Source organism: Streptomyces daqingensis (assembly GCF_014645895.1).
Taxonomy (GTDB): domain Bacteria; phylum Actinomycetota; class Actinomycetes; order Streptomycetales; family Streptomycetaceae; genus Streptomyces; species Streptomyces daqingensis.
In genome coordinates, this window is record NZ_BMMP01000004.1 from 256,412 (window position 1) to 269,184 (window position 12,773).

Annotated in this window: 14 protein-coding genes; 5 read left to right on the forward strand and 9 right to left on the reverse strand. The window is 71.9% G+C overall.

Translation table 11 applies throughout. From position 1 onward, the window contains the following. Positions 1-26: 26 nt before the first annotated feature. The 6 genes from rlmB to IEY56_RS08270 form a co-directional block, all read right to left on the reverse strand. Positions 27-977 (reverse strand): 23S rRNA (guanosine(2251)-2'-O)-methyltransferase RlmB, encoded by a 951-nt coding sequence (gene rlmB / locus IEY56_RS08245; RefSeq protein ID WP_189036442.1) that lies wholly within the window; start codon positions 975-977, stop codon positions 27-29. 338 nt (positions 978-1,315) lie between these two features. Next, positions 1,316-2,725 carry a cysteine--tRNA ligase gene (gene cysS / locus IEY56_RS08250; protein ID WP_189036443.1) on the reverse strand — a complete coding sequence of 470 codons (1,410 nt, stop codon included), beginning with the start codon at positions 2,723-2,725 and terminating at the stop codon, positions 1,316-1,318. A 172-nt stretch (positions 2,726-2,897) separates the two neighbouring features. Further along, positions 2,898-3,302 carry a PPOX class F420-dependent oxidoreductase gene (locus IEY56_RS08255; protein WP_189036444.1) on the reverse strand — a complete coding sequence of 135 codons (405 nt, stop codon included), beginning with the start codon at positions 3,300-3,302 and terminating at the stop codon, positions 2,898-2,900. A gap of 195 nt (positions 3,303-3,497) precedes the next feature. Further along, complete coding sequence (gene ispF, locus IEY56_RS08260; protein WP_189036445.1) at positions 3,498-4,025, reverse strand: 2-C-methyl-D-erythritol 2,4-cyclodiphosphate synthase; 528 nt, start codon at positions 4,023-4,025, stop codon at positions 3,498-3,500. Next, complete coding sequence (ispD, locus tag IEY56_RS08265; protein WP_189036446.1) at positions 4,015-4,878, reverse strand: 2-C-methyl-D-erythritol 4-phosphate cytidylyltransferase; 864 nt, start codon at positions 4,876-4,878, stop codon at positions 4,015-4,017. The genes ispF and ispD overlap by 11 nt, the downstream gene beginning before the upstream one ends. 429 nt (positions 4,879-5,307) lie before the next feature. Beyond that, on the reverse strand, positions 5,308-5,790 hold the full coding sequence (locus IEY56_RS08270; RefSeq protein ID WP_045861969.1) for a CarD family transcriptional regulator: 483 nt from the start codon (positions 5,788-5,790) through the stop codon (positions 5,308-5,310). 583 nt (positions 5,791-6,373) lie between these two features. Here IEY56_RS08270 and IEY56_RS08275 point away from each other — a divergent pair. Further along, positions 6,374-7,060, forward strand: a complete 687-nt coding sequence (locus IEY56_RS08275) for a copper chaperone PCu(A)C domain-containing protein (RefSeq protein ID WP_189036447.1) — start codon at positions 6,374-6,376, stop codon at positions 7,058-7,060. Positions 7,061-7,226: 166 nt separating this feature from the next. On the opposite strand, the gene phoP is transcribed toward IEY56_RS08275, so the two are convergent. Both phoP and IEY56_RS08285 read right to left on the reverse strand, forming a co-directional pair. Further along, on the reverse strand, positions 7,227-7,898 hold the full coding sequence (gene phoP, locus IEY56_RS08280; RefSeq protein ID WP_506004086.1) for a two-component system response regulator PhoP: 672 nt from the start codon (positions 7,896-7,898) through the stop codon (positions 7,227-7,229). A 5-nt stretch (positions 7,899-7,903) separates the two neighbouring features. Further along, positions 7,904-9,424, reverse strand: a complete 1,521-nt coding sequence (locus IEY56_RS08285) for a sensor histidine kinase (RefSeq protein ID WP_229711709.1) — start codon at positions 9,422-9,424, stop codon at positions 7,904-7,906. A 205-nt stretch (positions 9,425-9,629) separates the two neighbouring features. Here IEY56_RS08285 and phoU point away from each other — a divergent pair, with 205 nt between their 5' ends. Both phoU and IEY56_RS29050 read left to right on the forward strand, forming a co-directional pair. Further along, positions 9,630-10,331, forward strand: a complete 702-nt coding sequence (gene phoU, locus IEY56_RS08290) for a phosphate signaling complex protein PhoU (RefSeq protein ID WP_189036448.1) — start codon at positions 9,630-9,632, stop codon at positions 10,329-10,331. 110 nt (positions 10,332-10,441) lie between these two features. After that, on the forward strand, positions 10,442-10,651 hold the full coding sequence (locus tag IEY56_RS29050; RefSeq protein WP_074467999.1) for a hypothetical protein: 210 nt from the start codon (positions 10,442-10,444) through the stop codon (positions 10,649-10,651). A 220-nt stretch (positions 10,652-10,871) separates the two neighbouring features. On the opposite strand, the gene IEY56_RS08295 is transcribed toward IEY56_RS29050, so the two are convergent. Next, a complete protein-coding gene (locus IEY56_RS08295; protein ID WP_189036449.1) occupies positions 10,872-11,279 on the reverse strand; it encodes a hypothetical protein in 408 nt (135 codons plus the stop codon). Between the two features lie 182 nt (positions 11,280-11,461). On the opposite strand from IEY56_RS08295, the gene IEY56_RS08300 reads away from it, so the two are divergent. Next, entirely contained in the window at positions 11,462-11,950 is a 489-nt protein-coding gene (locus tag IEY56_RS08300; RefSeq protein WP_189036450.1) for a GNAT family N-acetyltransferase, read from the forward strand. 90 nt (positions 11,951-12,040) lie between these two features. After that, on the forward strand, positions 12,041-12,772 hold the full coding sequence (locus tag IEY56_RS08305; RefSeq protein ID WP_189036451.1) for a class I SAM-dependent methyltransferase: 732 nt from the start codon (positions 12,041-12,043) through the stop codon (positions 12,770-12,772). The last annotated feature ends 1 nt before the right edge of the window (position 12,773 follow it).

A 12,773-nucleotide genomic window follows, 5' to 3' on the forward strand; every position in this document is an offset into this window, starting at 1 on the left:
CCTCACGCCGCCGTGGCATCGAGGGCCTAACCCCTGCGGCGTGCCGTCTCGTAGAGCACGACGCCCGCCGCGACCCCGGCGTTCAGCGACTCGGCGGCGCCCGGCATCGGGATGCGCACGCGGACGTCGCAGGTCTCGCCGACGAGCCGCGAGAGGCCCTTGCCCTCGCTGCCCACGACCACGACGACCGGGCCGTCGAGCGCCTCGCAGTCCTGCAGTTCGACGTCGCCGTCCCCGTCGAGGCCGACGACCATCAGGCCGGCCTTCTGGTACGCCTCCAGCGCGCGCGTCAGGTTCGACGCCCGCGCGACCGGCGTGTGCGCGGCCGTGCCCGCGGAGGTCTTCCACGCACCGGCCGTCATGCCCGCCGCCCTCCGCTCCGGTACGACGACGCCGTGGCCGCCGAAGGCGCAGACGGAGCGGACGATCGCGCCGAGGTTCCTCGGGTCGGTGATCCCGTCCAGCGCCACGATGAGCGCGTCCTCGCCCTCGTCCAGCGCGGAGGCCGTGAGGTCGTCCGGATGTGCGTAGTCGTACTCGGGGATCTGCAGCACGAGGCCCTGGTGGTGCAGGCCCTTCGTCATCCTGTCGAGCTCCGGCCTCGGCGCCTCGAGCAGATTGACGGTGCGGGTCTCTCCGGCGAGACGCACGGCCTCGCGCACCCGGTCGTCGTTGTCGATGAACTGCTGCACGTACAGCGTCGTCGCGGGCACGTTCTCGCGCAGCGCCTCGACGACGGAGTTGCGGCCGACGACCAGTTCCGAACTGCTCTTGCCGCCGGTCCGGCGCTGCGGACGCCCTTGCGCGCGCCGCGCCTTGGCCTGCGCCGCGCGCTGCTTGGCGTGGCCCTTGCGCATCTCGGCGGGCGGCGTCGGCCCCTTGCCCTCGAGGGAGCGGCGGCGATTGCCGCCGCTGCCGACCTGGGCGCCCTTCTTGTTGGACGTGCGCCGGCTGGGGCGCTGGCTGTTCCCGGCCATCGGGGCACCTGCTTCTCTGCTCGGTCAGCCGCCGCGGGCTCCCCGGCGGTCGCTGCTGGAATGTGTCCGGTCCCGCGCCCGCTGACGGCGGGGACCCGTCCCGGCATTATCGCGGAGGGAGGGGCGTCCCGAAGAAGTGGATCACTGTCGGCTCGCACACACGCCCGATGTGCTCCGGGTGCGGGCGTACGGGAGGCGGTGCCGCCTGGAGCGCGCCGTACCGGACACGCGTCCCTGACCTGCCGCTCGTCGGGAGGCGGGCGCACGCGGGACGAGTCCGGTAGGCCGTCCGTCCCTCCGTCCGGACGCGGGCGGGGCTGTCGGCTGCCGCGGCGGATTCAGCTGCCGCTGTCCAGCTCCCAGCGCGGCCCGGAAGGCGTGTCCTCGATGACGAGCCCCGCCTGCTTCAGCTCGTCCCGGATAGCGTCCGCCGTCGCGTAGTCCTTGCGGGCCCGGGCCGCCTGCCGCTGGTCGAGCACGAGGCGGACCAGCGAGTCGACGACGTCGCGCAGCTCCCCGCCGCGGCCCGCGTCGTCCTGCGAGGACTGCCACCGGGCGTCCATCGGGTCGAGACCGAGGATGCCGAGCATCGCCCGCACCTCCGCGAAGGCTTTCGCCGTGGCGTCCTTGTCTCCCTCGCCCAGCACGGCGTTGCCGTGCCGGACCGTGGTGTGCACGACGGCGAGCGCCTGCGGCACCGCGAAGTCGTCGTCCATGGCCTCGGCGAAGGCCGCCGGGACCTCCGCCGCGGGACGCACGTCCCCGACGGTCTCTCCCGCGCGGTGCAGGAACCCCTCGATCCGGCCGAACGCCGCTTCGGCCTCGCGCAGCGACTCCTCGCTGTACTCGATCGTGGAACGGTAGTGCGGGGTGCCGAGGTAGTACCGGAGCACGATCGGACGCCAGTGTTTGACCATCTCGCTGACGAGCACCGAGTTGCCGAGCGACTTGCTCATCTTCTCGCCGCTCATGGTGACCCAGGCGTTGTGCGCCCAGTAGCGGGCGAACTCGTCGCCGAACGCCCTGGACTGGGCGATCTCGTTCTCGTGGTGCGGGAAGACGAGGTCGACGCCGCCGCCGTGCAGGTCGAAGGCGGAGCCGAGGTACTTGTGCGCCATCGCCGAGCACTCGAGGTGCCAGCCGGGGCGGCCGGGCCCCCAGGGCGTGGGCCAGCTCGGCTCGCCGGGCCTGGCCGCCTTCCACATCGCGAAGTCGCGCGGGTCGCGCTTGCCCGTCTCGCCCTCGCCCTCCGGCTGGAGGAGGTTGTCCAACTCCTGGTTGGAGAGCTGGAGATAGCCCTCGTAGGAGTGGACGTCGAAGTAGACGTTGCCGTCGGCGGCGTAGGCGTGACCGTCGTCGATGAGCTTGCTCATCATCTCGGTCATCTCGGTGATGTGGCCCGTGGCGCGGGGCTCGTAGGTGGGCGGGAGGCAGCCGAGAGCGTCGTACGCGGCGGTGAAGGCCCGCTCGTTCTCGTAACCGATCGACCACCAGGGGCGGTTCTGCTCGGCCGCCTTCACGATGATCTTGTCGTCGATGTCCGTCACGTTCCGGACGAACGTCACCTCGTAGCCCCGGTGGGCGAACCAGCGGCGCATGATGTCGAAGTTCAGACCGGACCGGACGTGCCCGATGTGCGGTGCCGCCTGCACGGTGGCGCCGCAGAGATAGATCGAGACGCGCCCTGGCTCGAGCGGGACGAACTCTCGGATCTGCCGGGCGCCGGTGTCGTACAGACGAATACTCACGCGGCCAGGGTAGTAGGCCCGCGAGACCGCTCGCCGCGCCGACCGTCAACACACGGCAGTCAGTGACATTCGTCAGCACGGCGCACGGCGCACGGCGGGCGACGGGCCCGGCGGACAGGACCGCCGCGGCCAAGCCGACGCCGCCGGCTCCCCCGCCGGCGGCCCCGCGGCCTCAGAGGCGGCCGGCGACCTTGCGCGGCGTGACGCGGACGACGACGCGTTCGGCGTCCTGCTCCGAGTTCGGGTTGAACTCGGCGTAGCTCTTGCCCACGTACTTCTGCGCCAGCGCGTCGATCAGCTCGCGCCCGCCCTCCGTGGTCAGCGTCGCGGTGCCGCGGATCTCCGCGTACGAGTACGGCGCGTCCGCGGGATGCACCAGGACGGTCACACGGGGATCCCGCTGCAGGTTCTTCGTCTTGCGGCGGTCGACGGTGGTGGAGATCAGCAGCTCGTCCCCGTCACGCTTCACCCATACCGGTGACACCTGCGGCGAACCGTCCGGCTGAATGGTGGCGATGTGGACGAAGACGGGGCCGTCGAGCACCCGCTTGAGCTCGTCGGAGAACTGCACTGCCATGGGGTCGCCCTTCGCTCGTGAACGCTCTGAGGCCGGCCGCTGCCGCCGCCCGCCCGAAGTCTCGATACGTCAACTCCCCGCCGGCGCGCGGCATTCCGGCGCCACGGGGCGGCTCACCCGTACGAGGGAGCCGCCGCACGGCACTGTCCCGGACGCCGCGGCCGACGGATCACGGAAGCGGGTCCCGGAAGCGAGTCAGGGAAGCGGCACGACCAGAGCCGTCGCCATCGCGGCCAGCCCCTCGCCCCGCCCCGTCAGGCCCAGCCCGTCCGTCGTGGTGCCGGAGACCGCCACCGGCGCGCCGACCGCGTCCGACAGTGCCCGCTGCGCCTCCGCCCGGCGCTTGCCGATCTTGGGCCGGACGCCGATCACCTGGATCGCGACGTTGCCGACGGTGAACCCCTCGGCCCGTACGAGCCGCGCCGCCTCCGTGAGCAGCGTGACGCCGGAGGCACCGGACCACTCGGGGCGGCCGGTGCCGAAGTGGGCGCCGAGGTCGCCGATGCCGGCGGCGGAGAAGAGGGCGTCGCAGGCTGCGTGCGCGGCGACGTCCCCGTCGGAGTGCCCGTCCAGGCCGAAGCGCTCGCCCTCCCAGAGCAGGCCCGCGCACCACAGTTCGCGACCCTCCTTGAAGGCGTGCACGTCGGTTCCGATGCCGACCAGCGGAAGCACCGGCGTCGCCGCCGCGTGACCGGTCCGCTGCCGGGAGTCCTCAGAAGCCATCGGTGGCGCGCCTCCTCGCGATCACGGCCTCGGCCAGCACGAGGTCGAGCGGGCGCGTCACCTTGAACGCCTCCTCGTGTCCCGGGACGACCACCACTTCGATCCCCAGGCGCTCCACCATGCCGGCGTCGTCCGTGGCGCCGTCGCCTTCCCGGGCCACCTGCTCGTGCGCCGCGGCGAGCACCTTCAAGGCGAAGCCCTGCGGTGTCTGCACCGCCCGCAGCCGGGACCGCTCCGGGGTGCCCGTCACGGGTTCCGGGCCGCCGCCCGGGCGGGGCTCGACCTCCTTGACGGTATCCGGCACCGGCAGCGCCGGCACCACGGCCGGCGCCCCCTCCCGTACGGCCGCCGCCACCGCGTCGACCGTGTCGACCGGCACGAGCGGACGCGCGGCGTCGTGCACCAGCACCGCGTCGACGTCGCCGGGCAGGGCGGCGAGGCCGAGGCGGACGGAGTCCTGGCGGGTCTCACCGCCGGGGACGACCAGCACGTCGGTGGCGGGGAGTTCGCCGCCCGGGGCCAGCGACGTGTGCTCGTCGAGCAGGTGCCGCACCTCGTCGGCTCCGTCCGGCGGCGCCACGACGACGATCAGCGAGACGGCCCGTGCACGGTCCATCGCCCGTACGGCGTGCACCAGCATCGGGGTGCCGCTCAGCGTGCGCAGCGCCTTGGGCGCTCCGGGACCCAGGCGGACTCCGCGGCCCGCGGCCGGAATGATCGCGGCGGTGCGGTGCCCGCCCTGCGGGGACGCCGGATCCGGTGCGGTGCGGGGGTCGGCGCCGGGTGCGCCGTCGGGTGCTCCGGACGCCGGCGCCGCACCGGTCGGCGACTCGCCCGCGGATTGGATTGACATCGGTTGCACGTTCAGGTTTGTGTCCTCAGCCGGGGTGGGTATGGCCAGGGATACCCCCGGCCGTAGGTTGGGGGCGTGCCGGGCGCGAGCCTTGACCGGCCCTTCCGTGAACTCCGGTCGAGGCAGTTGCCCGGGCCCGGCACGCACCAGAGCAACTGTGAAAGGCCGCGTCGTACGCGGCGGGCGGGGAGAACGTTACTGAACGAAGCCGGGATTCGCCGGATGACGTAGGCATGCCTGCACGCTCTGACCGCAGACATGCCGCAGCGCCCGGCGACTGAACTACGTCACTCGGGCACTGCGGCACAGCCTTGCTCTCGTATAACGCTGCCGGCTTGCTCTACTGCATCGGGCTGCTCACGCCTTACGGCCTGATGTCCGTCCGACTGCCGCACCCGTCGCGCGCCCCGTGGCCGGCAGATCATCCGGTCAGGAAGCGAGGACCTCGTCGAGCAGCGCTTCGGCCTTGTCTTCGTTGGTGTTCTCCGCGAGGGCGAGCTCGCTCACCAGGATCTGGCGCGCCTTGGCGAGCATCCTCTTCTCACCCGCGGAGAGCCCGCGCTCGCGCTCACGGCGCCACAGGTCGCGGACGACCTCCGCCACCTTGATCACGTCGCCGGACGCGAGCTTCTCGAGATTCGCCTTGTAGCGCCGGGACCAGTTGGTGGGCTCTTCGGCATACGGCGCGCGGAGCACCTCGAAGACCTTGTCCAGCCCGTCCGAACCGACAACATCGCGTACGCCCACGAACTCCGCATTGTCCGCCGGCACACGCACCGTCAGGTCGCCCTGCGCAACCTTCAGAACCAAGTAGGTCTTGTCCACGCCTTTGATCTGGCGAGTTTCGATAGCCTCGATCAGCGCGGCCCCGTGATGGGGATAGACCACGGTGTCGCCAACCTTGAACGTCATGTGTCAGGTACCCCTTCCGTGACTATCCAGAGTAACACGGAATCGGGCTCTTCTGAATGGCGTTTTCGCAGGTCAGGCCGCATCTCGGGGCTTGACAAGCACACCGGTTACGTGCTGCGGCCACCGCGTTCGGACAGGTATTCGCAGGTCGGGGCACTTCTGTGAGCGGAGCGAAACATCACCGACACCAGCGAAGAAGGTGCGCCGGAAAGCGCCCACCGTCCGTTTTGTCCGGCTGTAAGTCGTCGCTCGTTCGGCCCTCTGTGACGTTCCGAGGACTTTCTCAATAATTGATCAGCAGTTCCGCTGATCAATTCACAAGCCGTTCGCATTCTTTCCCCGGAAACGGCCTCGGAGAGATACGCGGCGGGCTCCCCGCAGAGCAGTCGGACGCACCCGCGGCGGCCCGCCCAGGAGGGTCGGGTGCGGGCCCCCGACAGAGGCTCGGTAACCTGATCGCGCCCAATGTCGGCGTCCCGGACCCCACGTCGACACGGCGCACCCGCCTCCGGGCGGGGAACCTGCCCGTCCGCGACCGGCTCGCAGTCCGGTCGCCACGACCCGCCCAGGAGTTGCCGCCGCCGTGAGCAGCAGCATTCGACGCGGCACCCTCGCCGCCACAGCCCTCGCGTTCGCCGTAGCCGCACTGTCCGCCTGCGGCGCCGGGAAGGACGCTCAGACCCTGGAGGTCAAGCCGGACAACGCGGCGACCTCCGTGGGCGACGTCAAGATCCAGAACGTCAACGTCATCACCTCCGAGGACGGCTCCGGTCCGTCCGTGGTGACCGGCCGCATCTTCAACGGCGGCACCAAGGACGAGACCCTGACGTCGATCAAGGTCAAGGGCGCCGGCGCCCGGGTGGAGCTCAGCCCCGCGAAGGGCGAGAAGGAGCTGACCGTGCCGGCCGGCGGGTCGCTCGCCCTCGGCGGCAAGGACAACGCCTCCGCAGAGCTTCCCCAGAGCGCCGCCTCCTCCGTGGAGAACGGCAACGCGCAGGCCGTCTCCTTCGTGCTGAGCCGCACGGGCAAGGTGACGCTGCGGGCGACCGTGGTGCCGCCGCACGGCGACTACGAGAAGTTCGGGCCGAGCGCGGCGCCCTCGCCGGGCGACGCCTCCGGCTCCCCGTCCGCGTCGCCCTCGGAGTCCGAGGGCGAGCCGGAGTCGGAGTCCGAGTCGGAGAAGCCCGGCGAGGGCGAGGCGGCGCAGAAGCCGGAGTCGCCTTCCGGCGAGGAAGGTGACGAGGCCGCCGGCCACGGCGCCTCGCACTGACCCCTGGGCGCCTTCCCGGCGCAGGTGTGAGAGGCCCCGCCCGTACGGTGCAGTCCGTACGGGCGGGGCCTTCTCGTGCCTCCGTGCGCTCCGTGCGGCGGGCGTGCGGCGGGCGGGACGGGCGTGCGGGCCCGGGACAGCGCCGGGTCCGCGCCCCGCCTGCGCTCTACGGCTCGAACTTGTAGCCGAGGCCCCGGACCGTGACCAGGTAGCGGGGTGCGCCCGGGTCGGGCTCGATCTTGGCCCGGAGGCGCTTGACGTGGACGTCCAGCGTCTTGGTGTCGCCCACGTAGTCGGCGCCCCAGACCCTGTCGATCAGTTGCATGCGCGTCAGGACCCGGCCGGCGTTGCGGAGCAGCATCTCCAGCAGGTCGAACTCCTTCAGCGGCAGATCGACCTTGCCGCCGGAGACGGTGACGACGTGCCGGTCGACGTCCATCCGCACCGGACCGGCCTCCAGGGCGGCGGGGGCGGCCTCCTCCGGTTCGCCCCTGCGGCGCAGCACGGCCCGCACCCGCGCGACGAGTTCGCGGGACGAGAAGGGTTTCGTGACGTAGTCGTCGGCTCCGATCTCCAGCCCGACGACCTTGTCGATCTCGCTGTCCTTGGCGGTCACCATGATGACCGGGACGTTGGAGCGGCCGCGCAGCTGACGGCAGACCTCCGTCCCCGGCAGGCCGGGCAGCATCAGGTCGAGCAGGACCAGATCGGCGCCGTTGCGCTCGAACTCGTCCAGCCCGTCGGGCCCCGTGGACGCGACGGCGACCTCGAAGCCTTCCTTGCGCAGCATGTAGGACAGTGCGTCGCTGAACGATTCCTCGTCCTCGACGACGAGCACTCGGGTCACGGGAGGACCTCCGGGGCGGGTTCGTAGGCGCGGGACAGCTCGCGCGCCGAAGAGCTTGCGGGGGGTGTGGGCATGGGCGTGGAGCGGGCGGGAGCGGCGGTACCGGCGGCGCCGTTCCGGGTCCGGGGGTCGTGGGAGCCGTGGGGGTCGTCGCGGTGCGGGGCGGCCTCGCCGGACGGGTTGGACGGGTCGTCCGGTCCGTGCGCGCCGTCGTCCGCGTCGGCGTCCGGGTCGTCCTCCGCATCGTCGTCCGGGTCGTCGAACTCTTCGGCGTACTCGTACTCGGCGGGCTTGCGCAGCGCTCCCGAGAGGCGGCCGCGGCCGCGCTTCTCCTCCTCCGTGCGGTCCCGCGCGCCGCCGGCCTCCGGCAGCCGCAGGGTGAACGTGGAGCCCTGCCCTTCGACGCTCCACACGGTGACCTCCCCGCCGTGCGAGGCGGCCACGTGCTTGACGATGGCCAGGCCCAGGCCGGTGCCGCCGGTGGCGCGGGAGCGGGCCGGGTCGACGCGGTAGAAGCGCTCGAAGACCCGCTCCTTGTCCCGCTCCGATATGCCGATCCCCTGGTCGCTGACGGATATCTCGATCAGGTCCCCGCCCTGGGCGGCCACCCGGCGGCCGGCGATGCCGACCCGGGTGCGCGCCGGCGAGTAGTTCACGGCGTTCTCCACGAGGTTGCCGAGGGCGGCCGCGAGCTGGCTGCGGTTGCCCCAGACGTACAGGCCGTTCCCTGTCCCGGAGGCGGCCGCCGGGGAGGCGAGGGTGATCTGCTTGCTGTCGGCCGACTGGCGGCACCGGTCGACGGCTTCGGCGACCAGTTCGTGCACGCCCACCGGCTCGGAGTCCTCGAGCGGGTCGTCGTTCTGTACGCGCGAGAGGTCGATCAGTTCCTGGACGAGGCTCGTCAGCCGCGTCGACTCGTACTGCATGCGGCCTGCGAAGCGCTCCACGGCCTCCGGGTCGTCCGCCGCGTCCAGTACGGCTTCGGAGAGGAGGGAGAGGGCGCCCACGGGGGTCTTCAGCTCGTGGCTCACGTTCGCGACGAAGTCGCGGCGGACGGCCTCGATGCGGCGGGCCTCCGTCATGTCCTCGACGAGCAGGAGCACCAGGCGGGAGCCGAGCGGGGCGACCCGCGCGGAGACGGCGAGCGCCTCTCCCCTGCCCGTACCGCGTCTGGGGAGGTCGAGTTCGACCTGGCGTATCTCGCCGTCCCTGCGGGTGTCGCGTGCCATCTGCAGCATCGGTTCGACGGCGAGCTTGCCGCCCCGCACGAGCCCCAGCGCGTAAGCGGCGGAGCTGGCCTTGACCACGGAGTCCGCCTCGTCGAGGACGACCGCGGAGGAGCGGAGGACGGAGAGGACGGTGTCGACGCCGGGCGGGAGCACGGCCTCGGTGTGCAGTGAGGAACGGGTGGGACGGGCCTGCTCGCGTTCGCTCCAGCGGAACGCCAGCATCGCGATCACGCCGGTGCACACCCCGGCGATCGCAGCCGCTGCGGCGACCGCCGCATTCACGTTCATGCCACCAGGCTATGCATGCCGGGGAGCGGTGCCCCAGCGGAACCCCGGGCGGCTCGAACACTCGTCCCCCAGAGTTCACCTTGAGGCCGTGGCCGGTTCACTTCGGGGGTCGGCGGCGGACGCATTCCGGACGCAGCGTGGGAGCGTGGAGGGCCGCGGGCCCGCGGGCCCTCCGTCGGGAGACCCATGCAAGGGAAGGACTGTCATGCGGGACGCCTACCACGAGGAGCTGGACTCGATCAGCGACAGCCTGGTCGAGATGGCCCGGCTCGTCGGCTCCGCCGTCGGCCGTGCCACCACGTCGATGCTGGACGCGGACCTGAAGCTGGCCGAGAGCGTCATCGCGGCGGACGAGAAGGTCGACGACCTGCAGCGCGACCTGGAGACCAAGGCCATCCAGCTGCTCGCCCGGCAGCAGCCCGTCGCCACGGACCTGCGGATAGTCGTCACCTCGCTGCGGATGAGCGCCGACCTGGAGCGCTCGGGCGACCTGGCGCAGCACGTCGCCAAGGTGGCCCGGCTGCGCTTCCCGGACTCGCCCGTACCGCGCGACCTGCAGGCGACGCTGCTGGAGATGGGGCAGCTGGCGCAGCGGCTGATGGCGAAGGCGGCCGAGGTGATCATCACCAAGGACGTGGATCTGGCGCTGCAGCTGGAGCAGGACGACGACGCGATGGACGACCTGCACCGCACCCTTTTCCAGCACCTCATGGACGACCGCTGGAAGCACGGCATCGAGACGGCCGTGGACGTCACGCTGCTCGGCCGGTACTACGAGCGGTTCGCGGACCACGCCGTGTCCGTCGCCCGACGCGTCGTCTACCTCGTCACGGGCGACTACGCGGACGAGATCGACCCCGCGATGGCAGCCGCCGCGGACGGCACAGCTCCGGTCGAGGGCGCCTGAGTGCGCTGACCGCGCCTCCTCGCTCCCCGTCGGCGGTGGCGGCCGCGGTGGCCGCCGTCCCGGGCCCTCGCCCTCCCGCATGACGCACTCCGTGCAACGGCGCGCCCTTGATGCGCCCATGTGTCCCGCTTGAGGCTGGACGGCGACCGGGGGAGGAAGAGGAGGGAACCATGGCCGATCGAACCGATGCGCCGCCCGCCGCCGCACAGGGCCTCAGCCGTCCGTCCCAGCACGTACTGGGGGCGTGCGGGTGCGGTTCGGGATGCGGCTGCGGATGCCAGTCCGGCGGTCCCTGCCGGTGCGGGGGAAGCTGCGGCTGATTCGCCGCCGCGGACGGGGCGGTCGCGGAGTACGGGCGAGCGGCGGGCGCCGAGGGGCCAGCGCCGGCCGCGGGCCTGTCCCGGGGCCGTCCCAGGGGGCGCCGCCGCGGTGGCTGCGGCTGCCGGTGGCCCTGCCCAGTTCGACGGGGCAGGGCCTCCGGCCTGTTCGCGTCCGGAAGGGAAACCGGCGTCTGCGGCACACTCACGTTCAGACCAATAATCATACGATCGCTTCTGTCCGCATTTGGTGCAGGTTCTGCTCTGCGTATTCCTCACCGAAAGGAATCGATATGAGACGAACAAGATGCGGATCGCCGTGACCATGGTGGCCGCGCTGACTCCGGCGGGCGGGAGCGCGTCGGCCGCCTTCGCTGCCGACGAGGCCGAGAACGGCCACCACGGCCACCACAGCCACGGGGGACAACAACCAGGTCGTCCTCGGCAACGAGAACGTCGTCGGCCAGGGCGACGTCTCCGGTGACAGCGAGGTCGCGGACGGAGAGGGCGAGGAGACCGCCACACCGGCCGCGCCGTACGCCACGGTGCGCGGCGACGTCAGCGAGCTCACCGAGCGGTCGGCACCGAGGGAGTCGGTCTCGGGGGTCGCGAGGTTCGGGCCCGGCACCAAGGTCCCGATCTCCTGCTACGTGACGGGCGAGGACGTCCACGGCAACACGACCTGGTACCGGGTGCGTGCGGAGAACGAGTTCAGGACCGTTGCTCCGACAGGCCTCTGCCGGGGACCCGCTGCCGGTGGCTCGCCGTGAGACGGGTTGGCGCGAGGGCGTGCGTTGCTGCGACGCTCTGTCCGTGCTGATCAGAGAAGCGACCCCTGACGACTGGAACGCCGTCTGGCCGTTCTTCCACGAGATCGTCGCGGCAGGCGACACCTTCTCCTACGCCCCGGACACGGACAGCGGCACCGGGCGGGAGCTCTGGATGCTGTCCCCGCCCAGCCGCACGGTGGTCGCCGTGGACGACACCGGCACGGTGGTCGGCTCCGCGAAGATGTACAGCAATCAGGGCGGCAACGGCGCGCACATCGCGAGTGCGAGCTACATGGTCGACCCCGCGCACGCCGGGCGCGGGATCGGGCGCGCCCTGTGCCGGCACAGCCTGGAATGGGCGAAGGCCGAGGGTTTCCTCGCCATGCAGTTCAACGCGGTCGTGGAGACGAACACCTCAGCCGTACGGCTGTACGAGGACCTGGGCTTCGAGGTGCTGGGCACCGTCCCGGACGGCTTCCGCCACCCGGTGCACGGCTACGTCGGGCTGCACATCATGTACCGCCGGGTCTGAACGCCCTCGCCGGCGGAGGGCGCACGCGGGGCGGCCACCCTGCGGAAAACCAGCTGCCCGCGAGTGCCGCGTCCGTCTAGCGTCGGCCGCATGGCGGACGAGGAGTACGGGCACCCACGGCTGGCCGCGCTCTACGACCGGCTCTACCCGGACCGCGGCGACCTCGTTCCGTACCTCGGCATCGTCCGGGAGCTGGACGCACGCCGGGTCCTCGACCTCGGTTGCGGGACGGGGACGTTCGCGCTGCTGCTCGCAGGCAGCGGGATCGAGGTCACCGCTGCCGATCCCGCCCAGGCGTCGCTCGACGTGGCCATGGCCAAGCCGGGCGGCGAGCGGGTGCGCTGGATCTGCGGGGACGCGGCGGCACTTCCGCCGATGCAGGTCGATGCCGTGACGATGACGGCGAACGTCGCCCCCGCCATCGCGGACCCCCGGGACTGGCAGACGGCCCTCCGGGGCGTGTACGGCGCGCTGCGCCCGGGCGGGAGCCTCGTCTTCGAGATCCGGAACCCGGCGATGCGCGCCTGGGAGAGGTGGAATCGCGATGCCTCGTACAGCGTCACGGAGGTTCCGGGTACGGGCCGCGTCGAGACGTGGGTCGATCTGCTCGACGTCCGCGGACCGCTGGTGACGATCCGCTGGACGTACGCGTTCGCGGCGGACGGGGACGTGCTGACCTCGACGTCGGTGCTGCGCTTTCCCGAACGCGAGGAGGTCGAGGCGGAGCTGGCGGACGAGGGGTTCGCCGTGGAGGAGGTCCGCGACGCTCCGGACCGGCCGGGGCGGGAGTTCGTCTTCCTCGCGCGGCGCCCGGGGGCCTGAC